Source organism: Streptomyces sp. NPDC051136 (assembly GCF_044455745.1).
Lineage (GTDB): Bacteria > Actinomycetota > Actinomycetes > Streptomycetales > Streptomycetaceae > Streptomyces.
Window position 1 is genome coordinate 629,112 of the sequence record NZ_JBITFE010000003.1, and the last position, 26,824, is coordinate 655,935.

The following is a 26,824-nucleotide window of genomic DNA, read 5'->3' on the forward strand; positions in this document are numbered from 1 at the left end:
TCCCATGCGAACCGACTCTTCTCCCGGCTCCCTGCCGGCGCGGGAGCACCTCCCGGCCGCAGGAGCCGGTACGCCTGTCCTGGACGTAGTGATCCCCGTCTACAACGAGGAGAAGGACCTCGGGCCGTGCGTCCGCCGACTGCACGCTCACCTCACCCGGACGTTCCCCTACGCCTTCCGCGTCACCGTCGCCGACAACGCCTCCACGGACGGCACCCCGCACATCGCGGCCCGTCTGGCGGCCGACCTCCCGGAGGTCAGGTCCGTCCGGCTGGAGCAGAAGGGGCGCGGCCGGGCCCTCAGGACCGTCTGGTCGGCCTCGGAGGCCCCGGTCCTCGCCTACATGGACGTGGACCTCTCCACCGACCTCAACGCGCTGCTGCCGCTGGTGGCCCCGCTGATCTCCGGTCACTCGGACCTCGCGATCGGCTCCCGGCTCGCCCGCAGCTCGCGGGTGGTGCGCGGTGCCAAGCGCGAGTTCATCTCCCGCAGCTACAACCTCATCCTGCGCGGCTCCCTGCAGGCCCGCTTCTCCGACGCCCAGTGCGGCTTCAAGGCGATCCGCCGGGACGTGGCCCAGGTGCTGCTGCCGCTGGTGGAGGACACCGGCTGGTTCTTCGACACCGAGATGCTGGTGCTCGCCGAGCGCGCCGGGTGCCGGATCCACGAGGTGCCGGTCGACTGGGTGGACGATCCCGACTCCACCGTGCACATCGTGCGGACCGCGGCCGACGACCTCAGAGGCGTGTGGCGGGTCGGCAAGGCCCTGGCCACCGGTTCGCTGCCGCTGGACCGGCTGAGCCGCCCCTTCGGCGACGACCCGCGCGACCGCGACCTGACCGGCGTACCGCAGGGGCTGGCCCGGCAACTCGTCGGCTTCTGTGTCGTCGGCGTCCTGTCCACCCTCTTCTACCTCCTCCTCTACAGCGGCTTCCGGCACGTCGCCGGCTCCCAGCTCGCCAACGCGCTCGCGCTGCTGGTCTCCGCGGTCGCCAACACCGCCGCCAACCGGCGGCTGACCTTCGGCGTGCGCGGCCGGGGCGGCGCCGTGCGGCACCAGGCGCAAGGGCTGGTCGTCTTCGGCATCGGCCTCGCGCTGACCAGCGGCTCCCTCGCCGCCCTGAGCGCGGCGACGGCCGACCCGGACCACTCCACCGAACTGGCCGTGCTGATCGCCGCCAACCTCGCCGCCACCGTGCTGCGCTTCCTGCTCTTCCGCGCCTGGGTCTTCCCCGACGCGGCACCCGAGGCCCACCCGCAGATGCCCCGCGTACCGGAGCACCGCCTTCCCGAACCCCACCCCGCCGGCGCGTACCGCGGCCGGAGCGACGCCGCCGTGCGGCGCCGGCCGGTACGCCCCGCCGACACCGACCCGAGGGACGCCCGATGACGACGCACTACGACCCGGCCGCGCCCGCCGACGCCTCGCGCGCCCCCGGCGGCGAGGACGGGGGCCCGCCGTCCGCCGCGCCCGCCCACCGGCAGGTGCGCCCGCCACGGCGGCCCCGGCCCGGACGGCTGTGGCGCGGCCGCCCCGAGGACCCGGCCTGGGTGCGGCCGGCGTTCCTCGGCCTCCTGCTGGCCACCGCCGTCCTCTACCTCTGCAACCTGAGCGCCTCCGGCTACGCCAACTCCTTCTACTCGGCGGCCGTGCAGGCGGGCAGCCAGTCCTGGAAGGCGTTCTTCTTCGGGTCGCTCGACGCGGGCAACGCCATCACCGTCGACAAGCCCCCGGCCGCGCTGTGGCCGATGGCGCTGGCGGTGCGCATCTTCGGCCTCTCCTCCTGGTCGATCCTCGTCCCCGAGGTGCTGATGGGGGTGGGCACCGTCGCCGTCGTGTACGCGGCCGTGCGCCGCCGGTTCAGTCCGGCGGCGGGGCTGATCGCGGGCGCCGTGCTGGCGCTCACCCCGGTCGCGGCGCTGATGTTCCGGTTCAACAACCCGGACGCACTCCTCGCGCTGCTGATGTCCGTCGCCTGCTACCTCGTCGTACGGGCGCTGGAGGACGGCCGGACCAGGTGGCTGGTGTGGGCGGGCGTCGCGATCGGCTTCGCGTTCCTGGCGAAGACCCTCCAGGCCTTCCTGATCCTGCCCCCGCTCGCTCTCGTCCACGGCGTGTGCGCACCGGTCCGGCTCAGGAAGCGGCTCGGGCAGCTCGCGCTGGCGACCGCCGCGATCGTCGTCTCCGGCGGCTGGTGGGTCGCGGTGGTCGAGCTGTGGCCGGCGTCGTCCCGGCCGTACATCGGCGGCTCGCAGAACAACAGCTTCCTGGAGCTGACCTTCGGCTACAACGGCCTCGGCCGGCTCAACGGCGAGGAGAGCGGCAGCGTCGGCGGCGGCGGTGGCCCCGGTGGCGGGGGCGGCGGGCAGTGGGGCGAGACCGGCTGGGACCGGATGTTCAACTCCGAGATCGGCGGCCAGATCTCCTGGCTGCTCCCGGCCGCCCTGATCCTGCTCGTCGCGGGACTGATCGCCGTGCGCCGCGCGGGCCGCACGGACACCGCGCGCGCGTCCTTCCTGGTCTGGGGCGGCTCGCTGCTGATGACCACGGCCGTCTTCAGCTACATGGCAGGCATCTTCCACCAGTACTACACGGTGGCCCTCGCGCCGTACCTGGCGGCGGTCGTCGGCATGGGCGCGGCGACGCTGTGGGAGCGCCGCGAGCGGATCTGGGCCTCGCTCGCCCTGGCCGCCGCCGTCACGGCGAGCGCGGCCTGGGGGTACGTCCTGCTCGACCGGACGCCGGACTACCTGCCCTGGCTGCGGGTGCCTGTCCTGGTCGGCGGTCTGGTCGCCGCGCTCGGGCTGGTCTTCGCCGGCCGGCTGGGGCGGCGGACCGCCCTCGCGGCGGCGGGCCTCGGCCTGGTGGCGTCGCTGGCCGCGCCCACCGCGTACACGCTGAGCACCGTGCGGGAGGGGCACAGCGGCTCCATCGTCACGGCCGGCCCGGCGGGCGCGAGCATGGGCGGCGGCCCGGGCGGCGGCGGCCGGGGCGGTGGCCCCGGCGGAGGCTTCCCGGGCGGCGGCAACGCACCCGGCCAGGGGCAGGGCCAGAACCCGGGGCAGGGTCAGGGCGGTCCGGGGGCCGGCGGCGGCTTCCCCGGTGGCGGCACCGCTCCGGGAACCGGCGGGACCAACCGGAACGGTCCGGCCGGAGGAACGGGCGGCGCCCCCACCGGCGAAGGCGGCCGGACGGGCGCGGGCGACGGCATGGGCGGTGGCATGGGCGGCGGCATGGGCGGCCTCCTCAACGGCGCCGACGTCGGCTCCGAGGCGAAGAAGCTGCTGGAGGCCGACGCCGACGCCTACACCTGGGCCGCGGCCGCGATCGGCTCCCAGAACGCCGCGAGCTACCAGCTCGGCACCGGTGAACCGGTGATGGCGATCGGCGGCTTCAACGGCACGGACCCGTCACCGACCCTGGCGCAGTTCGAGGAGTACGTGGCGGACGGCAGGATCCACTACTTCATCGGCGGCACGGGCGGCGGCATGGGCGGCGACTCCGGCACCGCGTCGCAGATCAGCTCGTGGGTAGAGGCCCACTTCAAGGAGGTCACGGCAGGCTCGGCCACCTTCTACGACCTCACGTCGCCGACGGACTGACCCCTCGGACGTCCGATCGCTGTACAGCGTACAGGACAAGCCCTATACGCTGTACAGCATGACGACATCACCCCGGGAATCCGCCGAGGCACGGGAGACCGCACCCACCGCCCAGGGCCATCCGCAGCGCTGGCTGATCCTCGCCGTCATCAGCCTGGCCCAGCTGACGGTGGTCCTGGACAACACCGTCCTCAACGTCGCCATCCCCTCGCTCACCGACGAGCTGGGAGCGGCCACGTCGGACATCCAGTGGATGATCAACGCCTACTCGCTGGTCCAGTCCGGCCTGCTGCTCACCGCGGGCAGCGCGGCCGACCGGTACGGCCGCAAGAAGATGCTGGCCACCGGCCTCGCCCTGTTCGGGCTCGGCTCGCTGGCGGCCGGACTCGCGGAAAGCACCGGCCAGTTGATCGCGGCGCGGGCCGGCATGGGCGTCGGCGGCGCCCTGTTGCTGACCACCACGCTCGCCGTCGTGATGCAGATCTTCACGCCCGCCGAGCACGTCAAGGCGATCGGCGTCTGGAGCGCGGTCAGCGCGCTCGGCTTCGCCTGCGGGCCGCTGATCGGCGGCTTCGTGCTGGACCACTTCTGGTGGGGGGCGATCTTCCTGATCAACCTGCCGGTCGTGGCGCTCGGTCTGCTCGCGGTCGTGACCCTGGTCCCGGAGTCGAGGAACCGGCAGGGCGAGCGTCCCGACCTGCTCGGCGCCGTCCTCTCCACGATCGGCATGGCCGCACTGGTCTACGCCGTCATCTCCGGCCCCGAGCACGGCTGGACGTCGGCACGGGTCCTGGCCACGGCCGTCGTCGCGGTGGGGGTGCTCGCCCTCTTCGGCCACTGGGAGAGCCGCGTCCCGTACCCGATGCTCGACCTCGGCCTCTTCCGCGACCAGCGGTTCACCGGCGCGGTGGCCGGGCTCGTGCTGATCACCTTCGGCATGGGCGGCGCGCTGTTCCTGCTCACCCAGCACCTGCAGTTCGTCCTCGGCTACGGCCCGCTGGAGGCCGGGCTGCGCACCGCGCCGCTGGCCCTGACGGTGGTGCTGCTCAACTTCTCCGGGGTGGCGGCGAAGTGGCTGGCCCGGCTCGGCACTCCGGTGGCAGTGCTGCTGAGCATGGTGCTGATGGCGGCGGGCCTGGTGGCCATCGCCACGCTGACCGGGCAGGGCTACGCCGGCACGCTGCTGGGGCTGCTGCTGATCGGCGTGGGGTGCGCGCTGGGCAATCCGGCCATGGCGCACGCACTGATGAGCGCGATCCCGCCGGCCAGGGCGGGGGTCGGCGCCGGGGTCAACGGCACGCTGGCGGAGTTCGGCAACGGGCTGGGCGTGGCCGTGCTCGGCGCGGTGCTGAACTCCCGGTTCGCGGCGCTGGCGCCGGTCGCGGCGACGTCGTTGCCGGCCGCGCTGGCCTCGGCGCAGGGGGAGCGGGAGCGCGGACGGGTCATCGACGCCTTCTCCTCGGGGCTGGAGAGCAGTCAGCTGGTGGGAGCGGTGGCCGTGTTGCTGGGCGGGGTGGTGGCCGCGGTGCTGCTGCGGCGGGCGGAGCGGGTGGACGGCTGAGGGCCCGGGAGCGGGGCAGTCGGGTGGACGCGGGATCGTCGTGGCTGGTCGGGCCCGCGGACGGAGCCGCACATGGTCACGCACCGCGCCCCTGAAGAGGCGCCTAGCATGTCCGGCATCGACGGAGTCGAGGGGAAGGTGCGCATGGCGAAAGCAGGGCGTCAGGGGCCGCGGGACAGCGTGTGGCTGTCGGGGGAGGGGCGGCGCAGCGGACGCCGTGGCGGTCAGCCGTCAGGTCTCGACCGGGACCGGATCACCCGGGTCACCGTCCGGCTGCTGGACGCCGAGGGTCTGGCCGGGTTCTCCATGCGCCGCCTGGCCGCCGAGCTGAACGTCACCGCGATGTCCGTCTACTGGTACGTCGACACCAAGGACCAGCTGCTCGAACTCGCCCTGGACGCCGTCTTCGGCGAGCTGCGCCCCCCCGACCCGGGCGCCGGCCTGGACTGGCGCGAGGAACTGCGCGCGCTCGCCCGGGAGAACCGGGCGCTGCTCGGGCGCCACCCCTGGTCGTCCCCGCTGGTCGGCACCTACCTCAACATCGGGCCGCACTCGCTGGCCTTCTCCCGGGCGGTGCAGAACGTCGTGCGCCGCAGCGGGCTGCCCGCGCACCGTCTCTCCGGTGCCATCTCCGCCGTCTTCCAGTTCGTCTACGGCTACGGCACCATCGAGGGCCGCTTCCTCGCCCGGGTGGCGGACACCGGGCTGAGCCCGGAGGAGTACTACCGGGACTCGATGAGCGCCGTGACCGAGGTGCCGGACACCGCCGGCGTCATCGAGAGCGCCCAGGACATCATGGCGGCCCGCGGCGGCGACACCGTCGCGGAGATGCTGGACCGGGACTTCGAGTTCGCCCTCGACCTGCTCGTCGCGGGCATCGACGCCATGGTCGAGCGGGGCTGACCCGGCGCCGGACGGACGCCCCGGCCGGCCCTGGCCGGCCTCGGTCGTCCGGCGCCGGCCGGGCCGGCAAGCGGCCTCGGCCGATCCCGGCCCCCGTCGGCCGATCCCGGCCCCCGTCGGCCGATCCCGGCCCCCGTCGGCCGATCCCGGCCCCCGTCGGCCGATCCCGGCCCCCGTCGGCCGGCCTCAGTCGGCCGCCCTCAGTCGTCCGACGCCAGCCGGGCCGGGAAGCCGCCCGTCGCCACCGGTCCCCACTTCTGCGGGGTCACCCGGACGATGGACTTGCCCTGCGCGACCATGGCCCGCCGGTACTCGTCCCAGTCGGGGTGCTCGCCGGAGATGTTGCGGAAGTACTCCACGAGCGGTTCCACGGAGTCGGGCGAGTCGATGACCTCCGCGGTGCCGTCGACCTGCACCCAGGGGCCGTTCCACTCGTCGCTGAGCACGATGAGGCTGACCCGCGGATCACGGCGCGCGTTGCGGGTCTTGGCCCGCTCGGGGTAGGTCGAGACGACGATCCGCCCGGCGTCGTCGACCCCGCAGGTCAGCGGCGACCCCTGAGGGCTCCCGTCGGCCCGCCGGGTCAGCAGGATCGCCCGGTGCCGGGGGCGCACGAAGTCCAGCAACTCGTCCAGCGAAACACGGGTGTTCGTCGCGATGTTCGGTGCCATGCCGCCAGCCTAGGCCGCCGCGCCGCTCCCCGCCGTCCCGCTCACCGCGCCCAGCGCCTCCGCGAGGTCGTCGTGCACCGGCACGTCGCGGCGCAGGCCGGAGAGTTCCAGGACGCGGCTCGGCAGACCCCTCGGGACGGCCACCACGCGCAGCCGGGCGGCCCCGGGCAGGACGTGGCGCACGGCGGTGAGGAGACGGACCCCCTGGGAGTCCATGAAACGGGTCGTGGAGAGGTCCAGGACGAGCAGGCGCAGGGTGTCGCCGCGCTGCTCCACGACGGCCGTGATCAGGGGCAGCAGCCCCGCGGCGTTGCAGAAGTCGATCTCGTCGGGCATCGCGAGCACGGCGCACCCGGGCGGATCCCGTGGCTCACTCGGCGCACCGGGCTCACCGGGCTCACCGGACTGGGAGAGGAAGGGCACGGCGCTCACCTGACAGACGTCCGTCGGGTTCTCGGCGGGCCGCTTCCTGACCCTGCGCCCATTCCACCACGCGGCGTTGGGGCGCGGAAGGCGTCCGCCCGGTCCGTCGACCGAACGTCACCGGCAGGCAACCGAGCAGCTAAAGTGCTGTTCGTCCTGTGCTCGCAGTCGGGAATGTGCTGCGGAGCTCTCCTGCGCACGGCCGTGAGGCCGCGCATGCCGAAGAGGTTCGTGGTGGCTGCGTCCGAATTTACTGATTTGCCGCGTTTTCCGGCGGGTTTCGAGCTGGCCGAAGCCCTGACGGCGGCGGCCCGGGACCTGCACGGCACGAGCACCCCCGGCGACACCCTGAGCACCGCCGCCGGACTGGCGGTACGCCTGCTGCCCGAAGCCGAGCACGCGGGCATCTCGGAGATCCAGCGCGGCGGCCGGCTGCGCACCCTCGCCTGGACCGACGAGACCGTACGGTTCGACGCCGAGCCCGGACCGGGCGGCCAGGGCGGCCAGGGCGGTCACATCCCGCACCCGGACTGGGAGCGCCTGTGGACCACGCCCGTGGTGCGCACGGACGACAGCGAGGCCGACGGCGGCGGCAACACCCTGTCCCGGCTCGGCCTGCGCTCGGCGCTGTCCCTGCGGCTGCGCACCGACCGGCGCCGGCTGACCGTGCTGACGGCCTACGCCCGCAAGCCGCAGGCCTTCGACGAGGACGCCACCCGCGTCGGGCGGCTGTTCACCGCGCACGTCTCCCTCGCCCTGGAATCGGCGACCGTGCGCGAGCAGCTCACCGAGGCGATGCGTACCCGGGACCTGATCGGCCAGGCCACCGGCATCCTGATGGAGCGCCTGGACATCGACGCGGCCGCCGCCTTCGAGTCGCTGGTGAAGGCGTCGCAGCGGGAGAACGTGAAACTGCGCGACCTGGCCCGCCGCATCGTCGACGCCCACGCGGGCCCGGGCGGCCGAGGCGTGACCGAGCGCTGAGGGGACATCCGTACGGTCATGACGCAGACCACGGACACGGGCACGGAGACGCTGGATCACGCCATCGCGCGCACCCAGGGCCTGGACACCCTGCTGCGCGACCTGACCGACCGGGCGGTCCAGCAGGTGCCCGGTGCGGACGCCTGCTCGGTCACGGTGCGCCGCGCCGGTCGGCTGATGACCCTGGCGGGCAGCACCGGCCTGCCCAGCGGCCTGGACCTGCGCCAGTACGAGAACGGATCGGGGCCCTGCGTGGACGCCGCCGAGACGGGCAGCGCCATGTACTCCCCCGACCTGGCCGCCGAGACCCGCTGGCCCGCCTACACGGAGTACGCGCTGGCCACCGGCGTGCGCTGTGTGCTGGCGCTGCCGCTGACCGTGGAGGGTGCGACGGGCGCCGCGCTCAACCTGTACGGCGTCGAGCCGGACTCCCTGGCCCGCGGACGGGAGGAGGCCCGCACCTTCGCCGAGCGGGTCTCGGACGCGGTCGACGAGGCCCTGCGCATCGAGCGGCGGCAGGCCTCGGCGCCCGACGTGCGCACCGCCCTGCTCTCCCGCAGCGTCATAGACCAGGCGATCGGCATGCTCATGGCCCGGGAGCGCATCGACGCCCACCGGGCCATGGAGCGGCTGCGCCGCATCTCACAGGACCGGAACGTCAAGCTCCGGGACCTGTGCGCCCAGGTGGTGGCCCGGGCGTCCGACGCTGCCTCACACGGCCGGAAGTGACTCCCCCTGGACCGCCTGGATGTCCAGCTCGACCCTGAGCGTCGTGCCGATGGCGGCGATGCCCGCCTGGACGACCTGGTTGTAGTTCATGGCGAAGTCCTCGCGGTGCAGCTCCGCCGTCGCGCGGAAGGCCGCCCGGGTGCCGCCCCAGGGGTCGGCGCCGGTGCCGAGGTAGGCCAGGTCCAGGTCGACCTCGCGGACGACCCCGTGCAGACCCAGTTCGCCGTGGACGGTCCAGCGGTCGGGGCCGGCCTCGCTCACCCCGGTGGAGCGGTAGGTGATCTCCGGGAACCGCTCGACGTCCAGGAAGTCCGCCGAGCGCAGGTGGGTGTCGCGCATGCCGTTGCCCGTGTCGATGGAGGCCGCCCGGATCACCGCCTCCACCCGGGACTTGGCGACGTCGTCCGGCGCGATCTCGACGAGGGCGGCGAAGTCGGTGAAACGGCCCCGCACGCTGGAGATGCCGAGGTGCTGGGCGACGGCGGAGACGGCGGAGTGCGCCGGGTCGACCGTCCACGGTCCCGGCGGCGGCAGTTCGGTGCCGCCCTGGCGGGCCAGCGTCACCGTGCCGACCTCAGCCCGGCCGCTCGCGGTGACGATCGCGCTGGAGGCGGCGGGCGCGTAGCCGACCGCGGTGACGATGACGGTGTACGCCCCGGGCGTGAGCGGGGTGGTGTCCCGCACGGCGCCCTCGGTGTCCGCCTCGGCGCGCAGTACCTGGACGCCGGTCATGTCGGTCACCGTGACGACCGCGTGCGACACGGCCCATCCGTCCCGCGTTCGGATCCTCGCGGTCAGTCCCATCCCGTTTTCTCCCTGCAAAGGCTCAGAAAGTGGTCGTAAAGAAACCGGCCCGTGGGGGCGGGCGCACCTCCGCTCAGAGCGCGCACGCCACCACGGGCCGGGGCCCTGCTACTCGCCGGGGTGGGCGAGCTCGATGTCGTGGCCGTCGGCACCGGAGCCGGCGACCGTCAGGGCGGTGGCGACCGGCGGGTAGCCGGTCGCGATGACGGTGTACTCACCGGCGTCCAGGTCGGTGAAGGCGTACGCCCCGTCCGTGCCGGTGGTGGCCGTGCCGACCACGTTGCCCGCCGCGTCGACCAGGGTGACGCGGGCGTCGGCCAGCGGACCGTGCGGGGCCCGCACGACGCCCTGGACCTGGGCACCGGCCTGGAGGTCGACCTCGACCCGGGTGACGCCCGTGCCGCCGACCTCCAGCGGCAGCGCGCGCGGCCGGTAGCCGGCGGCGTTCACCGCGACGGTCACCGTGCCCGGCACCAGCTCGGTGAAGGCGAACTCGCCCTGCTCACCGGTGGCGGCGCTGGCCAGCAGGTCACCGCGCACGTCGGTGACGATCACCATGGCGTCCTTGACCGGCAGCCCGCTCTCCACGGCCCGCACCAGGCCGGTGAGCCCGCTGGTGCCGCTGAGCAGGATGTCGTAGGCGACCGGCTCGTCGTTGACGACGATCGTCGACGCCTGCGGCTGGAAACCGTCGGCGGAGGCGATCAGCACGTACGATCCGGCGCTCGGCGCGTCGACGGCGTAGGAGCCGTCGGCCTGGGCGACGGACCGGCCGAGCTGGCGGCCGGCCAGCGAGATCAGCGTGACGGCTGCCTGCGGGACCGGGGCGGACTCGGCGCCGCGGACGAAACCGCGGACCGCGATGCCGCCGGACACGGGGGCCTGCGGCTCACCGGAGCCGGCCGTCGTGGCGACGGCGGCCGGCCGCTGCGTGGCGGCCGGGGAGGCCGAGGTGTCCGAGACGACCGAGGCCGGGGCACCCGAGGGCGTTGCCGACGCGGTGGCCACGGCACCGGCCGGAACCGGCTCGTCGGCGACGAGGACGGCCTCCGCGGGGGTGCCCGCCACCGGCGGGGCGACCTCGGCCGAGGACTCCGACGCCTGGGCGAGGGCGCCCTTGGTGCGCAGCGGGACCTCCTTGATGAACAGCGTCACCAGGAAGGCGAGCAGGGCGATCGGGGCGACGATCAGGAAGATGTCGGCGATGCCGTGCCCGTAGGCGCTCTCCAGCCACTCACGGATGCCGGGGGGCAGCAGGTCCATGTCGGGGATCGAGCTGCCGCCGGCGGCCTTGGCCGCCGCCGCCTGCTCCTGCGGGCTGAGCTGGCCGATGGTGTCCGAGGCGTAGTGGCTGATCCGGGTCGACATCACGGAGCCGAGCACCGAGACGCCCACCGCGCCACCGAGGGACCGGAAGAAGGTGACCGTGGAGGACGCCGCACCCAGGTCGCTCGGGGCCACCTGGTTCTGCGTGCAGAGCACCAGGTTCTGCATCATCATGCCGACGCCGAGGCCCATCAGCGCCATGAAGATCGCGATGTGCCAGTAGGGGGTGTCGTAACGCATGGTGCCGAGCAGGCCGAGGCCCGCCGTCAGCAGCACACCGCCGGCCAGCAGCCAGCCCTTCCACTTGCCGGTCTTGGTGATGATCTGACCGGAGACCGTGGACGAGACGAACAGACCGCCGATCATCGGGATGGTCATGACGCCCGACATGGTCGGGGACTTGTCCCGGGCCAGCTGGAAGTACTGGCTGAAGTAGACGGTGCCCGCGAACATCGCGATACCGACGAACAGCGAGGCCAGCGAGGCCAGGGTGATGGTGCGGTTCCTGAACAGGCGCAGCGGGATGATCGGCTCGCTGGCCTTGGACTCGACGAGCAGGAAGAGCAGCGTCAGCACGATCGCGCCGCCGACCATGACGCCGGTCTGCCAGGACATCCAGTCGTACTTGTCGTCCGCGAAGGTGACCCAGACGAGCAGCAGGCAGACGGCCGCGGTGACGAAGAAGGCGCCGGCCCAGTCGACCTTGACCTTCCGCTTCAGCACCGGCAGGTGCAGGGTCTTCTGGAGCACGATCAGCGCGAGGATCGCGAAGGGCACGCCGACGTAGAGGCACCAGCGCCAGCCGAGCCAGCTGGTGTCGGTGATCACGCCGCCGAGCAGCGGGCCGCCGACGGTGGCGACGGCGAAGGTCGCTCCGAGGTAGCCGGAGTAGCGCCCGCGCTCACGCGGGGAGATCATCGCGGCCATGATGATCTGGGCCAGGGCGGACAGACCGCCGGCGCCCAGGCCCTGGATGGCCCGCGCGGTGATCAGCATCGCGGGGTTCTGCGCCAGGCCGGCCACGACGGAACCGACGACGTAGACGATCAGGGCTATCTGGACCAGGGCCTTCTTGCTGAAGAGGTCCGCGAGCTTGCCCCACAGCGGGGTGGACGCGGTCATCGTCAGCAGCGAGGCGGTGACGACCCAGGTGTAGGCGCTCTGGCCGCCACCGAGGTCCCCGATGATCTCGGGCAGGGCGTTGGTGACGATGGTCGAGGACAGGATCGCGCAGAACATGCCGAGCAGCAGCCCGGACAATGCCTCCATGATCTGCCGGTGCGTCATCGGAGCGTCTCCGGTGGAGCCTCCCCCGTGCTTGGCATGAGCCCGCACACCGGCTGGTGTGGTCGTTGCCATGGACTTCCTTTACTTGATGGTGATCGCGGGTGTACGGGTGGACTGTTCGTCCCCGGACAGTGCGGGAGGCCGGGCCGCGGGGGCCCGGCAGTCGTCGAAGCTGGCCCTGAGGCGGGCCATGAGCCGGGAGAGCTGCCCGACCTCGTCGTCGGACCAGTCGCTCAGGCGGTGCGAGAGCAGCTGGGTGGACCGCTCGGCGATCTCGTCGAGCTGGTCCTGCCCGACGGGGGTCAGGCGCAGGATGCGCGAGCGCTTGTCCGCGGGGTCGGGGAAACGTTCGATCCAGCCGCGCTCCGCGGCGTGGGCCACGTGGCGGCTGGTCACCGACATGTCCACCGCGAGCAGCTCCGCGAGCTTGCTCATGCGCATGTCCCCGTGGCGGCCGAGCAGAGTCAGTACGGCGACGGACCCGCCGGGGCAGTCGGACGGCAGCAGCCGTCCCATCTCCCGCTTCACGGCGCCGAAGGCGCTGAACTGGCGGATCAGCTCCTCGTACTGCGCCTTCCCGGCCATGCGCACCTCCCGATTCGTTGCTTAGGGCAACCATAGGATCAGTTGGTTGCTACAGGCAAACAAAAAGGGTCCATGCGGCATAAAAAGTTGGCAAAGGCAAGTATTGCGAAAGTAAATGCGCAGGTGATAAGGGGTGGACCGGGTCAAGAGCACTCGGTGGCCCCGCACTTGGGCCGCACCCGCGGATTCGCTAGTGTCTCGGCCCATGGCTAACACCCAGGGCCCCCAGGGCAATAACGACCCCGCAGGCAGCACCCAGATGTTCCGCGCGTTCGTCGACGACGCCCCGCAGAGCCGGCAGGCGGCCCCGGCCGCCTCCTCCGGGCCCCGCGTCGGCCTGATCGTCGGCATCGTGGCCGCCGTGATCGTCGTCGCGGCCGTGGCCTGGCTGGCGCTCGGCTAGAACGGCACCCGGCCCCCGGGGCCGGTACCGGGACGTACGAAGGCGACCGCCGCGGCACCCCCGAGGTGCCGCGGCGGTCGCCGCGCTGTCCCGTCGGCCGCCGCGGGCCGCGGGCTCAGTCGGAGATGAGCCCCTCGCGCAGCTGCGACAGGGTGCGGGTGAGCAGCCGCGAGACGTGCATCTGCGAGATGCCGACCTCCTCGCCGATCTGCGACTGGGTCATGTTGGCGAAGAAGCGCAGCATGATGATCCGCCGCTCCCGGGGCGGCAGCTTGGCCAGCAGCGGCTTGAGGGACTCGCGGTACTCCACGCCCTCGAGCGCGGTGTCCTCGTAGCCCAGGCGGTCCGCCAGCGAGCCCTCGCCGCCGTCGTCCTCCGGGGCCGGGGAGTCCAGCGAGGAGGCGGTGTACGCGTTGCCCACCGCGAGGCCGTCGACGACGTCCTCCTCGGAGACGCCGAGCACGGCGGCCAGCTCGCCGACCGTCGGGGAGCGGTCCAGCTTCTGGGACAGCTCGTCGCTTGCTTTGGTCAGCGCCAGGCGCAGCTCCTGCAGGCGGCGCGGGACGCGCACCGACCACGAGGTGTCCCGGAAGAACCGCTTGATCTCGCCCACGACGGTCGGCATGGCGAACGTCGGGAACTCGACCCCCCGCTCGCAGTCGAAGCGGTCGATGGCCTTGATCAGGCCGATGGTGCCGACCTGGACGATGTCCTCCATCGGCTCGTTGCGCGAGCGGAAGCGCGCGGCGGCGTAGCGCACCAGCGGGAGGTTGAGCTCGATCAGGGTGTCCCGGACGTAGGCGCGCTCGGGGCTGTCCTCGCCGAGCGCGGCGAGCCGCAGGAACAGGGAGCGGGACAGGGTGCGGGTGTCGATGGCCTCCGTGGCGGGGAGGGCCTGGGCCGGCACGGCATCGAGGTCCGGCACGGCGTCGCCGGCCCGGGGGTCCTCGACCGGGCCGACCGGGCCGACGGAGTCGATGGGTCCGACGGGCTCGACGGCGGCCAGCGCCTCGATCGAGTCGGGCGCGGTCTCGCTCTCCGCGAGCGCGAGCACCTTCGAGCTGCCCTGTTCTGCGGACATGCCACCCCCTTTGGGTCGCGGGACGGTCGCGGCACACGCTCCCACGCCGGGAACGCAGCCTTCACCTGAATACCGGAGCCGAAGCTCCGGCAAACGCGTCTCCGGCAGAATGTCACATGTCGGCAACGCGCTGTAGTGACATGTCGACATCCGAGATGCGAATACCCCCTGGAAACAGGGGGTCTGACGGGCTTTCAGCCCGATTCCGCCCGCAACGGCCCTGGTGAGCGATTCGCTCTTGCCGGTGACCTCTCGCTCGCGCTTTCGACCCTGCGCGGCTCCCTGTCGAGCTTACGCGTCGATCCGGTTCGCGGACCTCAACCGCTGGAAACTACGGGCCAGCAGCCGCGAGACGTGCATCTGCGAGACGCCGAGTTCCGCGCTGATCTGCGACTGGGTCAGGTTGCTGTAGTAGCGCAGCAGCAGGATCCGCTGCTCCCGCTCGGGGAGTTGGACGAGCAGGTGACGCACCAGGTCGCGGTGCTCGACCCCGTCGAGGGCCGGGTCCTCGTAGCCGAGCCGGTCGAGCAGCCCGGGCAGCCCGTCGCCCTCCTGGGCGGCCTCCAGCGAGGTGGCGTGGTAGGACCGCCCCGCCTCGATGCAGGACAGCACCTCCTCCTCGCTGATGCGCAGCCGCTCGGCGATCTCGGCGGTCGTCGGGGAGCGCCCGAAGGCGGTGGTCAGGTCCTCGGTGGCGCTGTTGACCTGCACCCACAGTTCGTGCAGCCGGCGCGGCACGTGCACCGTGCGGACGTTGTCGCGGAAGTACCGCTTGATCTCCCCGACCACCGTGGGCATGGCGAACGTCGGGAACTGCACTCCCCGCTCCGGGTCGAAGCGGTCGATGGCGTTGATGAGCCCGATGGTGCCGACCTGGACGACGTCCTCCATCGGCTCGTTGCGGGAGCGGAACCGGGCCGCGGCGTAGCGCACCAGCGGGAGGTTGGCCTCGATGAGCGCGGCGCGCACCCGGTCGTGCTCCGGCGTGCCCGGGGTGAGGTCCTTCAGTTCGCCGAAGAGCACCTGGGTCAGGGCCCGGGTGTCGGCGCCCCGGCTGCGCTGCGGCGCGGGTGCCTCCTGGGCCTGGGCGGGCGGTGCGGGCGGTGCTTGAGGCGCAGTACTGGCCGGCACGGTCAACTCCACCTCGTGATCTGTCAACTTCTCCGTCAACTCATCCGTCAAAAGCGGTCATAGCATCACAAGACATGTCCACTGTGTGCAAGCACCGCATAACGTCGTGTTGAGTGAACGCGGAACGGCCCCGCACCGAGCAGGTGCGGGGCCGGGGCACGGTCCGGAGCGCCGTGGGGGCCTGCGGTCGTACTAGAACTCGTAGTCGGCGATCACCCAGGTGGCGAACTCGCGCCACAGCGCGACGCCCGCCTGGTGCGCCGGGTGTTCGAGGTAGCGCTTCAGGGCGTCGGCGTCGTCCACGGCCGAGTTGATGGCGAAGTCGTAGGCGATGGGCCGGTCGCTGACGTTCCAGGCGCACTCCCAGAAGCGGAGGTCCTCGATCTGGCCGCCGAGCGCCCGGAAGGCCTCGACGCCCTCCACGACGCGCGGGTCGTCGCGCTCGACGCCGTCGTTCAGCTTGAACAGCACGAGATGGCGGATCATCACTCTCCTCCGTTGGCGGCCCAGGTCATGAAGTCGCCCACGGCGCCCGCCGCGTCGGATATGCCCTGGAAACCTATCTGCACGTAGTCGGCTGCCTTGGCCGGATCAGTGATGATCACGTACAGCACGAAGACCACGAGCACATAGACGGCGATCTTCTTCGAGTTCACCGCCACCGCGGCCTCCCCTGTCCCTTTCGACCCATGCCTGTCGGTCGCTCATGATCGCACGAAGGGCCCCGTCTTTCGACGGGGCCCTTCAAGAGCGGTAGCGGAGGGATTTGAACCCTCGGTGACTTGCGCCACACTCGCTTTCGAGGCGAGCTCCTTCGGCCGCTCGGACACGCTACCGAGAGAGACCTTACAGCACGGGGCGGCCTGCTCCGAAATCGGTATTGCGCCCGACGGACACCCGTCCGGGCACTCGTCGGGACACCCGGCCGGGCACTCGTCCGGGCACTCGTCCGGGCCCGGTCCGGACGGCGGCCCGCACCCTCGTGCGGCCCGGGTCAGCGGTCGCGGAAGAAGTCCGTGAGCAGGTGGGCGCAGTCGTCCGCGAGCACGCCCTCGATCACCTCGGGACGGTGGTTGAGCCGACGGTCGCGGACCAGGTCCCACAGGGAGCCGGCCGCGCCCGCCTTGTCGTCGCGGGCGCCGTAGACCACCCGGTCCACCCGGGACTGCACGAGCGCGCCCGCGCACATCGTGCAGGGCTCCAGGGTGACGACGAGCGTGCAGCCGGTCAGCCGCCACTCGCCCAGGACCGCGGCGGCCCGCCGGACGGCGAGGACCTCCGCGTGGGCCGTCGGGTCGCCGGTGGCCTCCCGCTCGTTGTACCCCGCGGAGAGCACGGTCCGGCCGTCCGGCGCCAGGACGACGGCGCCGACCGGTACGTCCCCGCCCTCGGCGGCCCGCCCGGCCTCGGCCAGGGCGAGCCGCATCGCGGCCCGCCACGGGTCGCGCACCGGGTCGGGCGGGGTGTCCTCGGGGTCCTCCTCGGCCGGCGCGGTCAGCGGACGGTCTCCAGGACGTCCGAGGCCCCGAGCGCCTCGGCGATCTCCCCGACCGCGTCCCCGGACATCGAGCGCAGCTCCTTCTCGCTCACGCCGAGGTCCTCCAGGACCTCCGCGTCGCCGACCGGCCCGTGCGGCACGGCCTCACCCGAACCGGCGGCCGCGGAGCCGTCGCTGCCACCGTCGCCGTCGTCCTCGTCGTCGTCGGACTCGCCGTCCTCCGTGCCGTCGAGGTCGAGGGCGTCGAGGTCGTCGCCGTCCTCACCGGGTTCCCGGCCGAGCAGCTCGTCGGTGAGCAGGATCTCGCCGTAGCTGCTGCGGGCGGCCGCGGCCGCGTCCGAGACGTAGATACGGGGGTCCTCCTCGCCGTCCACCCGGACGACTCCGAACCACGCGTCCTCCTGCTCGATCAGCACGAGCACCGTGTCCTCGTCGGGAGAGGCCTCCCGGGCCAGGTCGGCAAGATCCGACAGGGTTTCCACATCGTCGAGCTCTGTGTCGCTCGCTTCCCACCCGTCTTCGGTGCGCGCGAGCAGTGCGGCGAAGTACACCGTGACTCTCCCACTGGTCCTAGGCGTGCCGGTTGGGGATCCCCCCGGCGGAGGCTACGGGCGGGGGAGCGGTGCTCCGAGCCCCACCCACTCGGAATCGTGGCAGAAACAAGGCACTCAGGGGACGTCTTCGGCGCCCTGTGTCCGGCTGTTTTGACCGGCTTCCCGGATGGTGCGCACCCGGACAGCCGCCCAGCAGCGCCCTCGTCGCCACCACGTGCGGATCGTACGCGGATTCTCGCGGTCCCCGGGTACGTCCGTCACCACCAACATCGGCGCGGCGCACGATCTTCCCCGCCCGGCGCACGAAGTTCTCGGCGGTGCCGGGGAAAGAGAGCCGCGGCTACCAGCGGAAGGTGCGCATGCGCATCGCGTGCCGCAGCCGGGCGGTCTTGGCGCGGCGCGGCTGCACGCGGTCGCGCAGCTGGCGGGCCTCCGCCAGGTCGCGCAGGAACTGGGCCCGGCGCCGACGCCGTTCCGCCTCGCGTTCCAGCTCGCGCTCGCGCGGCGTGCCGCGGTCCGGCCCGCGCTCCGGCACCGCACTCGGTTCGGCCCCGCGTCCCGTCCTCCGGTCCGTCCCGGAGGACCGTGTGTCGTGGAAGTCCCGGTCAGGCACAGTCTCACCACCCAGCGTCCGTCCCTCCCGCCTTCCCCCACTCGGGCGGTTTGACGCCCGCGAACGAGTGGAGCCGGGTCCGGGGCCTTGCCCGCCGCGGGGACGCCGCCCCCACGGGGCCCGGTTACTGTGGGGGACATGCGTCTCCACGTCGTCGACCACCCCCTGGTCGCCCACAAGCTCACCACGCTGCGCGACCAGCGCACCGACTCCGCGACCTTCCGCCGTCTCGCCGACGAGCTGGTCACCCTGCTCGCCTACGAGGCCACGCGCGACGTGCGCACCGAACAGGTCGACATCCAGACGCCGGTCACGCAGACCACCGGCGTCAAGCTGTCCCACCCGCGCCCGCTGGTGGTGCCGATCCTGCGCGCCGGTCTCGGCATGCTCGACGGCATGGTCCGGCTGCTGCCGACCGCCGAGGTGGGCTTCCTCGGCATGGTGCGCAACGAGGAGACGCTGCAGGCCTCCACCTACGCCACCCGCATGCCGGACGACCTCTCGGGGCGCCAGGTGTACGTCCTGGACCCGATGCTGGCCACCGGCGGCACGCTGGTCGCCGCCATCCAGGAGCTGATCAGGCGCGGCGCCGACGACGTCACGGCCGTGGTGCTGCTGGCCGCCCCCGAGGGCGTCGAGGTGATGGAGCGCGAGCTGGCCGGCACCCCGGTGACGGTCGTGACGGCCTCGGTCGACGAGCGTCTCAACGAGCAGGGCTACATCGTGCCGGGTCTCGGCGACGCGGGCGACCGGATGTACGGAGCGGCCGAGTAGGACCCCGGGCCGGACCCGGGGCCGCTGCTCAGCAGCTCTTCTTCTTCGCGGCGGGCGCCGGCCGCGGCGCGGTCAGCTCGGCCAGCGCCGTGTCGGCGTCCGCCTTCTTCGCCAGCCCCTTGAAGCCGTTGCCGATGATCAGGTCGACGGCGGCACCCTTGCGGGCCGCGTCGGTGCGGCGCTCGGCGCCGGACAGCTGGGTGCCGAGCACGGTCAGCGAACTCTTCAGGGCGGCGTCCGGGCCGAGCAGGAGGCCCGTGCCGTCGACCTTCTTGTCGTACTCCTTGGGCGCGTTGCTCACCTCGCCCACGCGGAAGCCGCGCTTCTTCAGCTCGTCGGCGGTCTTCTGCGCCAGACCGCTGCGGGTGGTCGCGTTGAGCACGTTGACGGTGATCTGACCGGGGGCCGGCAGCACCGCGGCGGCCGGCGAGGCGCTCGCCCGCGCCGTGGTGACACAGCCCGCGGCGCCGGCCGCCGAGGCCTTGTCGCCGCCGGTGAAGACGTCGATGAGCTGCAGCGTCCCCCAGCCGAGCACCCCGAGGACGGTGACGCAGGCGACGCCCACGAAGGCGAGACGGCCGCGTCGGCGGGCCGGGCGCATCCGCGGGTACTTGTCCCCCGTGATCTTGTACTGGCCACCCATGCCGGGAGGAGTCAGCATGCTCATGGGCGCAGCGTAATGCGCGGGAGCGGCGATGCCTATTAGATGATCAGTCGACGTTCCGCAGTTCGGTGGCAAGGCAACCCGAAAGGGTCAAGCGCGGCCTCGCCGGAAGGCCGCGAGAGCCCGGTCAGTCGAGTTCGAGGACGCGGGCGTGCAGCACCTGACGCTGCTGCAGCGCGGCCCGCACCGCCCGGTGCAGGCCGTCCTCCAGGTACAGGTCCCCCTGCCACTTCACGACGTGCGCGAAGAGGTCGCCGTAGAAGGTGGAGTCCTCGGCCAGAAGGGTTTCCAGGTCGAGCTGGCCCTTGGTCGTCACGAGCTGATCGAGGCGGACCGGGCGCGGAGCGACGTCCGCCCACTGCCGGGTGCTTTCCCGGCCGTGGTCGGGGTACGGCCGGCCGTTTCCGATGCGCTTGAAGATCACACGGAAAGCCTACCGGCCCGGACGATGCGGGCGCAGCCATGGCGCCGGAGTGCGGCGCCGGAAAAGACGCCGTAAACGGGACCAATGTGCCAACCGGCCCGGGAGGCCGGCGTCGTCGAGGCCTCCGGCGGCGGAGGCGGTGCGTGTCCTGCCTCCGCCGCCCCTGGACGGGTGGGTGTCAGCCGCGCCCCGATTCCCGCGACGGGAGCCGCTGTTCGCCGGGCGCCCGCGGCGCGGTGCCGGGTTTGGGAGCGCGGCGGGCGGCCTCGGCGCGCAGGAGGGCGCGCAGGACGGCGTAGGGGTCGTTGGGCATGGGGGTTCCTCGTTCCTGGTGCTCCGGGTGTCCGTTCCTGTTCGCGGCGGACCGGCGGGCGGGCCGGCCGGGACCGGTCAGCAGCGCAGGACCACGGAGCGCGGGCCGCGGGAGAGGGCGGCCCGCTCGGCAGGAGCGTCGGGGCGTGGGAGGAACCGGTGGTCGGTCCCGAAGGAGGGCGGGAGGGGCCGGATCACGGCCGCCCGCCGGACGCCTCGGACCGGAGCGCGCAGGGCGGTGTCGAGGTGGTCGTACTCCCCCGCCGCGCCGCCCGCGCCGGCCACCGCCGCGACCGGCACCGCCCGCTCCGCCACCGGCGCGCACGGCACGACCAGGACGAGCAGCAGCACCAGGGCCCGCAGACACGCGCCCCGGGCGCGGACGGCGGTGACGGCGTGCGGTGCGGGTCTCACCTCAGTCGTGTCCCCGCCCGGCGTGCACCGGCCACCGCACCGGGGACGAGAACCGCCCGCTCGGCGTACGGAGCGGTGGGCGGGCGCCGGTCACAGGGTGCGGGGCGTCCGGCCGGCGAGCCCGCGCAGCCGTACGGCGGTGACGATCTCGACGACGCCGACGACGACCAGCCACCAGCCGCCGACCAGCATCAGGACGGTGGCCGACTCGACCGGCGAGTCGATCAGGACGATGCCGGCGACGACGGTGACGACGCCGAGGACGACGTGCCAGCCGCGCGCGGGCATCGCCGGGTCGTGCGCGGCGGCCACGATCTGCGTGACGCCGCGGAACAGCCAGCCGATGCCGATCCACAGCGCGAGCAGCAGCACCGACTGGAGGAGGCCGCGGAAGCAGAACAGGCCCAGCAGGATCGACACGGCGCCGCTGATGAAGGCCAGCACCCGCAGCGAGGTCCTGCGGTGCGTGCCGAAGGCGGCGGCCAGTTGCAGAACGCCGCTGATGACGAGGTAGAGGCCGAAGAGCACGCCGGCCGCGCGCAGCGAGGCCTCCGGCCAGACCAGGACGAGCACGCCCAGCACCAGCGAGGCGGCACCGGTGAACAGCACCGTCTGCCAGGCGGCGCGGGACAGGGCGTGCAGGGGGCCCTCGAAGGCGGGCTCGGGCTCGTGCTCCTGCCGTCCGGCGCCCGGATCGCGGGTCCCGTGCCGGGAGTGCACCCCGCGATCGTCGTACGGCGTCCCGCCGGGGGAGCGGCTCGGTGGTTCGGTCATGCCCCATGCTGCGAGCGGCGCCGGCGCCCGCGCCACCGGAGCGGGTCCACGGGGCTGACGTGCTACGTGCCGGAGGTCTTCGCGGCCTTGGCCGCCTTGGCCGCCGCCTTCATCTCCTGTTTGTGCGCCCGCACCTTGGTCAGCGACTCCGGCCCCCTGATGTCCGCGACCGACCGGAAGGAGTCGGGCTCCCCGTACGCCCCCGCGGCCTCGCGCCACCCCTCGGGACGGACGCCGAGCTGCTTGCCGAGCAGCGCGAGGAAGATCTGGGCCTTCTGCTTGCCGAAGCCCGGCAGTTCCTGGAGCCGCTTCAGCAGCTCCTTGCCGGTGGACACCCCGCGCCACACGCCCTCGGCGTCACCGTCGTACGTCTCGACCAGGTACCGGCACAGCTGCTGCACCCGCCCCGCCATCGAACCGGGATAGCGGTGCACGGCCGGCTTCTCGGAGAGCAGCGCGGCGAACGCCTCGGGGTCGTGGGCCGCGATGTCGTGCGCGTCCAGGTCCTCCGCGCCCATCCGCCGGGCGATGGTCGACGGTCCCTTGAACGCCCACTCCATGGGCACTTGCTGGTCGAGCAGCATGCCGACCAGCGCGGCGAGCGGACTGCGCCCGAGGAGTTCGTCGGCCTCGGGGTCCTGGGCGAGGTGAAGTGTGACGTCCATGGTCACGATGATCGCGTGTCGGAGCTCAGGTCGCGCGCCAGTACCCCAGCGCGTTCACCCGCTGCTTCGGTACGCCCAGCTCCTTGCGGGCGTACGAGGCCAGCGTCCGCGTGGTCGCCGTGTCGCAGGCGATCCAGACGTACGGCTCGGAGGCGGCCCGCAGCAGCTCCGGCAGCTCCTCCTTCACCCGCGCCGCCAGCAGCGCCCCCGCGTCCCGGCGGGGCACCGCGCGGACCTCGTGCCGCCCGGGGACGGTGCGCAAGGGCAGGCCGTCGGCCGGGTCGCCCTCGAACCAGACGGTCGCGGGCACGGGGCCCAGCGCGTCCAGGAGGGAGTTGAGGGCGGGCAGGGAGGCCGGGTCGGCGACCGCGAAGACCCGCGACGGGAGGGGCTGCGGCTCCTCGAAGCCGGTGCCCTGGACGGTCGCCTCGATCGTGTCGCCCGGCTTCGCCGCCCGCGCCCAGTCGCTCGCGCACCCCTCGTGCAGGGCGAACTCCAGGGCGAAGGTGCCGGCCACCGGGTCCGGGTCGACCAGCGTGTACCCGCGCTGGTGCGGCCTGCCCGCGTTGTCGAACCACAGCCGCACCCACATCGTGGGGTGCACCCCGGTCGCCGCCAGCATGCCGCCGTCGGTCAGCCGCAGCCGCCGGTAGTGCGGGGTCACGTCCTCGGTGTCCGTCACGGTGAACGCGAAGTCCTTCGCGCGCATCAGCTTGAGGACCGCGCCCTCCCAGCCCCGCCCCTGCCCCATGGTTCCTTCACCTTTCACGTACTATTCGTCCACGACAAAAACTTAGGTGAGCCTAACCTAAAGGAAGGTAGGGGCACAGGGTGAGCGCCGAGACGTACCGCGACGCCTGGGGAATACCGCACCTGCGCGCGGACGGCGCGGCGGAACTCGCCCGCGCCCAGGGCCGGGTGACCGCCCGGGACCGCGCCTGGCAACTGGAGGTCGAGCGGCACCGCGCCCAGGGCACCTCCGCGTCCTTCCTGGGACCCGAGGCCCTGTCCTGGGACCGCCTCGCCCGCCGCGCCCGGCTCGCGGACACCGCGCGCCGCTGCTTCACCGCCCTGGAGCGGAAGGACCCGGAGACGGCGGCCTGGGTGCAGGCGTACGTCGACGGTGTGAACGAGGGGCTCGCCGAACCCCCGGGAGGCCGGCCCGCGCCGGAGTTCGCCCGTACCGGCCTCGCCCCCGGCCGCTGGGAGCCCTGGACCCCGCTCGGCGTGTGGCTCGCCACGCACATCCTCTTCGCCGGCTTCCCCGCCAAGCTCTGGCGCGAGCACATCACCGCGCACCTCGGCCCGGCGGCCGCCCCCCTGTTCGCCACCGACGGCCCCGGCACCGCGGGCAGCAACGGCTGGCTGGTGAGCGGCGGACGGACCACCACCGGGCACGCGCTCATCGCGGGCGACCCGCACCGCTGGATCGAGGACCCCGGCGTCTACCAGCAGATCCACCTGTCCTGCCCGGAGTTCGACGTCGTCGGCCTCGCCGTGCCCGGTGTTCCCGGCATCGCCCACTTCGGCCACACCGGCACGGTCGCCTGGGCCATCACCAACGCCATGGCCGACTACCAGGACCTGTACCGGGAGCGCCTGCGCCGCACCGGCGCCGGAGTCGAGGCACTCGGTCCGGACGGCGCCTGGCACCGTGCCGTCCGGCACACGGAACGCGTCGACGTCGCCGGGGAGGAGAGCGTCGAGGTCGAGATCATCGAGACCGCCCGCGGCCCGGTGATCGCCGGTGGCCCCGAGGGCCTCGACGACGGCACCCCGGGCGCCCTCAGCCTGCGCTACCCGCCCCGCGTCACCGCCGACCTCGGCTTCGGCGCCCTGCTGCCGCTGCTGCGGGCCCGCAGCGTCGCCGACGTGGACCGCGCCCTGGACGCGTGGGCCGAGCCGGTCAACGTGGTGCAGGCCGCCGACACCGAGGGCGGCCTGCTGCACCGGGTCGCGGGCCGCGTGCCGGTACGGCCGGACGCCAACCGGCGGTGCCCCGTGCCGGCCTGGGAGCCCGGCCACGAGTGGACCGGCTGGCACACCCCGCCCCGCGCCGGACTCACCGACGGCGTCGCCGTGATGGCCAACCAGCGCGGCCCGGCCGCCCCGCTCGGCGTCGAGTTCGCGCCGCCGCACCGCGCCGACCGCATCGCGGCCCTGCTCGCGACCCGGGAGCGCTGGTCCGCGGCCGACCTGCCCGCGATCCACACGGACACCCTGCTGGGCTCGGCGGCACCGCTCCTGGACCACCTCGCCGCCCTGACCGGCCTCACCCCGGCGGCCGCCGCCCTCCGCGACCGCCTCCTCGCCTGGGACCGCCGCATGGACGCCGGCAGCACCGGGGCGGCCGCCTACGCGGCCGTGCGCACGGCGGTGGTCCGCGCCCTCGCGGCCCACCCGGTCCTCGCGCCCGCCTCCGTGCCGCCCGCGTACCCCGCGGTGCTGCAACCGTGGCTCGCCCTGGTGCCGCGCGTCGCGTACGCCCTGGAACACCTCCTGCGCGCGGACGACCTGTACGGCATCGACCGCGCCGCGGCCGTGCGCGCGGCGCTGGAGGAGGTCGCGGCGGACCCGCCCGCCGGCACCTGGGGCGACACCCACCGCCTGGCCCCCTGGCGGGCGCTGCCGGACGCCGCCGCCCCGGCGGACGACCCGGGCCTCTCCGGCGACCACGACTGCGTGCTGTGCACCTCGCCGGTGCCCGGCCTCACCGACCGCGCCGCGCGCGGCCCGGCCGCCCGGTACGTCTGGGACCTGGCCGACCGCGCCGACAGCCGCTGGGTGGTGCCGCACGGAGCCTCCGGCGTCCCCGGCGCGCCCCACCACCGCGACCAGCAGCCCCTGTGGCTCGCCGGGGAACTCGCCCCGGTGATCACCGACTTCGCCCGGCTCACGAAGGAATCCGATGACTGACCCGCACCCCGTCCGGTACGCCGACCGGACCGCCGTCCACGAGCAGCGCCTGGGCGGTTTCGGAACCGTCCGCATCCTCCCCCTGGACCCGGCCGCCGACACCGCGGTGGTGCACGGCTGGGTGAGCGAGGAGCGGGCCGCGTTCTGGGGCATGAACGGCCTGACGGCCGACCAGGTCGCGGACGTCTACGCGCACATGGACACCCTCGACACCCACCACGCCTTCCTGGTCGTCAAGGACGGCGAACCGGTCGCCCTGCTCCAGACCTACGACCCCGCGGCCGACCGGGTGGGCGAGTGCTACGCCGCCCAGCCGGGCGACATCGGCGTCCACCTGCTCCTCGCCCCCGCCGGAGCCGAGGGCGCGCGTCCGGGCTGGACCGCCGCCCTCTCGGGAGCCCTCATGGCGTACGTCCTGCTGGGCCTGGACCGGACGCGGATCGTGGTCGACCCGGACGTGGCCAACGAGAAGGCCGTCGCCCGCTTCCTCAAGCAGGGCTTCACCGCCGGTCCCGCGGTCGTCCTGCCCGAGGTCGACCTGCCGGACGTGTACCTGCCCGAGAAGAAGGCGCAACTCGCGTTCCTCCGCCGGGAGGTAGCGTTCCCCGGGTGACGTCCGCGCCGACCGCCGAAGACCTGATCGCGCACTACGGTCTGGAGCCGATCCCCCGTGAGGGCGGACTGTTCCGGCGCACCTGGGCCGGACCCGGCCGCCCGGACGGCCGCCCCGCCGGGACGGCCATCCTCGCGCTGCTCACCGCCCGCCCGGGCGACTACTCGGCGCTGCACCGGCTGCCCACCGACGAGGTCTGGCACTTCTACCTCGGCGACCCGCTCGAACTGCTGCTCCTCGCCCCGGACGGCGGCGTGCGCACGGCCGTCCTCGGCCCGGACGTCCTGGGCGGGCAGCACGTGCAGTTCACCGTGCCCGCCGGCACCTGGATGGGCGGCCGGGTCCGCACGGGCGGCGCCTGGTCGCTGTTCGGCTGCACGATGGCCCCCGGATTCACCTACGGGGACTACGAGCACGGCGACGCCGCCGACCTCACGGCCCGCTACCCGGCCGAGGCGGCCCGGATCGTGTCCCTGTGCCGCCCTTGACCCCGGGTCAGGCGGGCCCGGGGGGTGGCCGCACGGTGAACCGCGCCGGCTTCCGCCCGTCCTGATGAGGAGCCGCCCGGCACGCGGCTGAGCGGGGCGGCCTCCGCGTCCGTACGTATCGGCGAGGCAGTGGGTCCCGACGACGGAGATGCGACGTGAGGTGTGGCGGCGGTGCGCGCGCTGGAGGCCGGGGACGAAGGAGCGACGACGGACGGGACCGCGAACGGCGGCGGGCCCGACGGGGACGCGGGCGGACATCCGGACGCCCCGGCCCGCGGGAAGCCCGGCGACGGGTCCCGGGCGGGTGCGGACCGGTCCCTCGGGCGTCCGGACGACGAGCCATGAGGGAGTCCGGAGGACCGGCCCCGCGGGCATACGGTCGACGAGCCACGCGGGAGTCCGGAGGACGAGCCACGCGGGAATCCGAAGTACGAGCCATGGGGGAGTCCGAAGTACGAGCCATGGCGGAATCCGAAGGACCGGCCCCCCGGAAAACCGGACGACGAGCCCCCCGGGGAACCGGACGACCCGCCCCCCGGGCATGCGGGCGACCGGCCCTCCAGGCCCCCAGGGTCTCCAAGGCTTCCGGACGACTCCTCCCGCGGGAAGTCCGACGACGGGACG

The 26,824-nt window shown here is 73.4% G+C and carries 30 protein-coding genes and 1 tRNA gene; 11 read left to right on the plus strand and 20 right to left on the minus strand.

From position 1 onward, the window contains the following. Nucleotides 1-4 precede the first annotated feature (4 nt). The 4 genes from ACIBCJ_RS12085 (at nt 5) to ACIBCJ_RS12100 (ending at nt 6,067) form a co-directional block, all read left to right on the plus strand. The gene (locus ACIBCJ_RS12085; protein WP_365979556.1) at nt 5-1,390 is read left to right on the plus strand and encodes a bifunctional glycosyltransferase family 2/GtrA family protein; all 1,386 of its coding nucleotides are present in this window, start codon (nt 5-7) and stop codon (nt 1,388-1,390) included. Beyond that, nucleotides 1,387-3,603 (plus strand): glycosyltransferase family 39 protein, encoded by a 2,217-nt coding sequence (locus ACIBCJ_RS12090; protein WP_365979557.1) that lies wholly within the window; start codon nt 1,387-1,389, stop codon nt 3,601-3,603. Before ACIBCJ_RS12085 ends, ACIBCJ_RS12090 begins: the two co-directional genes overlap by 4 nt. Before the next feature lie 58 nt (nt 3,604-3,661). Next, nucleotides 3,662-5,164 (plus strand): MFS transporter, encoded by a 1,503-nt coding sequence (locus ACIBCJ_RS12095; protein WP_365979558.1) that lies wholly within the window; start codon nt 3,662-3,664, stop codon nt 5,162-5,164. A gap of 144 nt (nt 5,165-5,308) precedes the next feature. Then, nucleotides 5,309-6,067, plus strand: a complete 759-nt coding sequence (locus ACIBCJ_RS12100; protein ID WP_365979646.1) for a TetR/AcrR family transcriptional regulator — start codon at nt 5,309-5,311, stop codon at nt 6,065-6,067. 200 nt (nt 6,068-6,267) lie between these two features. On the opposite strand, the gene ACIBCJ_RS12105 is transcribed toward ACIBCJ_RS12100, so the two are convergent. Beyond that, a complete protein-coding gene (locus ACIBCJ_RS12105; protein ID WP_133889909.1) occupies nt 6,268-6,738 on the minus strand; it encodes a PPOX class F420-dependent oxidoreductase in 471 nt (156 codons plus the stop codon). Between the two features lie 9 nt (nt 6,739-6,747). After that, nucleotides 6,748-7,170 (minus strand): STAS domain-containing protein, encoded by a 423-nt coding sequence (locus tag ACIBCJ_RS12110; RefSeq protein WP_362510707.1) that lies wholly within the window; start codon nt 7,168-7,170, stop codon nt 6,748-6,750. Nucleotides 7,171-7,377: 207 nt separating this feature from the next. On the opposite strand from ACIBCJ_RS12110, the gene ACIBCJ_RS12115 reads away from it, so the two are divergent. After that, on the plus strand, nt 7,378-8,145 hold the full coding sequence (locus tag ACIBCJ_RS12115; protein WP_362510704.1) for an ANTAR domain-containing protein: 768 nt from the start codon (nt 7,378-7,380) through the stop codon (nt 8,143-8,145). An 18-nt stretch (nt 8,146-8,163) separates the two neighbouring features. Then, nucleotides 8,164-8,874, plus strand: a complete 711-nt coding sequence (locus ACIBCJ_RS12120) for a GAF and ANTAR domain-containing protein (RefSeq protein ID WP_365979559.1) — start codon at nt 8,164-8,166, stop codon at nt 8,872-8,874. On the opposite strand, the gene ACIBCJ_RS12125 is transcribed toward ACIBCJ_RS12120, so the two are convergent. The 3 genes from ACIBCJ_RS12125 to ACIBCJ_RS12135 form a co-directional block, all read right to left on the minus strand. After that, entirely contained in the window at nt 8,857-9,678 is an 822-nt protein-coding gene (locus tag ACIBCJ_RS12125; protein WP_365979560.1) for a YceI family protein, read from the minus strand. The two genes, ACIBCJ_RS12120 and ACIBCJ_RS12125, sit on opposite strands and share 18 nt — an antisense overlap. 108 nt (nt 9,679-9,786) lie before the next feature. Continuing rightward, nucleotides 9,787-12,363 (minus strand): MFS transporter, encoded by a 2,577-nt coding sequence (locus ACIBCJ_RS12130; protein WP_365979561.1) that lies wholly within the window; start codon nt 12,361-12,363, stop codon nt 9,787-9,789. 9 nt (nt 12,364-12,372) lie between these two features. After that, complete coding sequence (locus ACIBCJ_RS12135; protein ID WP_362510692.1) at nt 12,373-12,876, minus strand: MarR family transcriptional regulator; 504 nt, start codon at nt 12,874-12,876, stop codon at nt 12,373-12,375. A gap of 205 nt (nt 12,877-13,081) precedes the next feature. Between ACIBCJ_RS12135 and ACIBCJ_RS12140 the strand changes: the two genes are divergently transcribed. Continuing rightward, a complete protein-coding gene (locus tag ACIBCJ_RS12140; protein WP_052836884.1) occupies nt 13,082-13,279 on the plus strand; it encodes a hypothetical protein in 198 nt (65 codons plus the stop codon). 115 nt (nt 13,280-13,394) lie between these two features. Here the strand turns inward: ACIBCJ_RS12140 and ACIBCJ_RS12145 are convergent, their stop codons facing one another. The 8 genes from ACIBCJ_RS12145 to ACIBCJ_RS12180 form a co-directional block, all read right to left on the minus strand. Beyond that, the gene (locus ACIBCJ_RS12145; protein WP_362100018.1) at nt 13,395-14,360 is read right to left on the minus strand and encodes an RNA polymerase sigma factor SigF; all 966 of its coding nucleotides are present in this window, start codon (nt 14,358-14,360) and stop codon (nt 13,395-13,397) included. 291 nt (nt 14,361-14,651) lie between these two features. Beyond that, nucleotides 14,652-15,491: an RNA polymerase sigma factor SigF gene (locus ACIBCJ_RS12150; RefSeq protein ID WP_362100016.1), complete on the minus strand. Its 840-nt coding sequence runs from the start codon at nt 15,489-15,491 to the stop codon at nt 14,652-14,654. A gap of 192 nt (nt 15,492-15,683) precedes the next feature. Next, a complete protein-coding gene (locus ACIBCJ_RS12155; RefSeq protein ID WP_365979562.1) occupies nt 15,684-15,977 on the minus strand; it encodes a Dabb family protein in 294 nt (97 codons plus the stop codon). Next, entirely contained in the window at nt 15,977-16,153 is a 177-nt protein-coding gene (locus ACIBCJ_RS12160; protein WP_052836888.1) for a hypothetical protein, read from the minus strand. The genes ACIBCJ_RS12155 and ACIBCJ_RS12160 overlap by 1 nt, the downstream gene beginning before the upstream one ends. 89 nt (nt 16,154-16,242) lie before the next feature. Next, nucleotides 16,243-16,327, minus strand: a tRNA-Ser gene (locus ACIBCJ_RS12165). 158 nt (nt 16,328-16,485) lie between these two features. Next, nucleotides 16,486-16,917, minus strand: coding sequence for a tRNA adenosine(34) deaminase TadA (gene tadA, locus ACIBCJ_RS12170; RefSeq protein WP_362513780.1), 432 nt, complete (start codon nt 16,915-16,917; stop codon nt 16,486-16,488). Nucleotides 16,918-16,985: 68 nt separating this feature from the next. Then, a complete protein-coding gene (locus tag ACIBCJ_RS12175) occupies nt 16,986-17,540 on the minus strand; it encodes a hypothetical protein (protein WP_362099963.1) in 555 nt (184 codons plus the stop codon). Between the two features lie 343 nt (nt 17,541-17,883). Further along, complete coding sequence (locus tag ACIBCJ_RS12180) at nt 17,884-18,078, minus strand: hypothetical protein (RefSeq protein ID WP_362099961.1); 195 nt, start codon at nt 18,076-18,078, stop codon at nt 17,884-17,886. A gap of 216 nt (nt 18,079-18,294) precedes the next feature. On the opposite strand from ACIBCJ_RS12180, the gene upp reads away from it, so the two are divergent. Then, the gene (gene upp / locus ACIBCJ_RS12185; protein ID WP_133889897.1) at nt 18,295-18,930 is read left to right on the plus strand and encodes a uracil phosphoribosyltransferase; all 636 of its coding nucleotides are present in this window, start codon (nt 18,295-18,297) and stop codon (nt 18,928-18,930) included. A 28-nt stretch (nt 18,931-18,958) separates the two neighbouring features. On the opposite strand, the gene ACIBCJ_RS12190 is transcribed toward upp, so the two are convergent. The 7 genes from ACIBCJ_RS12190 to ACIBCJ_RS12220 form a co-directional block, all read right to left on the minus strand. Next, complete coding sequence (locus tag ACIBCJ_RS12190; protein WP_362100450.1) at nt 18,959-19,573, minus strand: LytR C-terminal domain-containing protein; 615 nt, start codon at nt 19,571-19,573, stop codon at nt 18,959-18,961. 148 nt (nt 19,574-19,721) lie between these two features. After that, complete coding sequence (locus tag ACIBCJ_RS12195) at nt 19,722-20,018, minus strand: type II toxin-antitoxin system VapB family antitoxin (protein ID WP_003999914.1); 297 nt, start codon at nt 20,016-20,018, stop codon at nt 19,722-19,724. A gap of 178 nt (nt 20,019-20,196) precedes the next feature. Next, nucleotides 20,197-20,331, minus strand: coding sequence for a hypothetical protein (locus ACIBCJ_RS12200; RefSeq protein WP_362099956.1), 135 nt, complete (start codon nt 20,329-20,331; stop codon nt 20,197-20,199). Nucleotides 20,332-20,408: 77 nt separating this feature from the next. Then, entirely contained in the window at nt 20,409-20,744 is a 336-nt protein-coding gene (locus tag ACIBCJ_RS12205; RefSeq protein ID WP_365979563.1) for a hypothetical protein, read from the minus strand. Nucleotides 20,745-20,834: 90 nt separating this feature from the next. Further along, nucleotides 20,835-21,518 (minus strand): DUF308 domain-containing protein, encoded by a 684-nt coding sequence (locus tag ACIBCJ_RS12210; RefSeq protein WP_362099950.1) that lies wholly within the window; start codon nt 21,516-21,518, stop codon nt 20,835-20,837. A 62-nt stretch (nt 21,519-21,580) separates the two neighbouring features. Beyond that, nucleotides 21,581-22,183: an HhH-GPD-type base excision DNA repair protein gene (locus ACIBCJ_RS12215; RefSeq protein ID WP_362099947.1), complete on the minus strand. Its 603-nt coding sequence runs from the start codon at nt 22,181-22,183 to the stop codon at nt 21,581-21,583. Nucleotides 22,184-22,208: 25 nt separating this feature from the next. Beyond that, nucleotides 22,209-22,934: a siderophore-interacting protein gene (locus ACIBCJ_RS12220; protein WP_362513766.1), complete on the minus strand. Its 726-nt coding sequence runs from the start codon at nt 22,932-22,934 to the stop codon at nt 22,209-22,211. Nucleotides 22,935-23,014: 80 nt separating this feature from the next. On the opposite strand from ACIBCJ_RS12220, the gene ACIBCJ_RS12225 reads away from it, so the two are divergent. The 3 genes from ACIBCJ_RS12225 to ACIBCJ_RS12235 are packed head-to-tail and all read left to right on the plus strand — an operon-like array spanning nt 23,015 to nt 26,200. Continuing rightward, nucleotides 23,015-25,099 carry a penicillin acylase family protein gene (locus ACIBCJ_RS12225; RefSeq protein ID WP_365979564.1) on the plus strand — a complete coding sequence of 695 codons (2,085 nt, stop codon included), beginning with the start codon at nt 23,015-23,017 and terminating at the stop codon, nt 25,097-25,099. Continuing rightward, nucleotides 25,092-25,712, plus strand: a complete 621-nt coding sequence (locus ACIBCJ_RS12230) for a GNAT family N-acetyltransferase (RefSeq protein ID WP_365979565.1) — start codon at nt 25,092-25,094, stop codon at nt 25,710-25,712. The genes ACIBCJ_RS12225 and ACIBCJ_RS12230 overlap by 8 nt, the downstream gene beginning before the upstream one ends. Further along, entirely contained in the window at nt 25,709-26,200 is a 492-nt protein-coding gene (locus tag ACIBCJ_RS12235; protein WP_365979566.1) for a cupin domain-containing protein, read from the plus strand. Before ACIBCJ_RS12230 ends, ACIBCJ_RS12235 begins: the two co-directional genes overlap by 4 nt. The last annotated feature ends 624 nt before the right edge of the window (nt 26,201-26,824 follow it).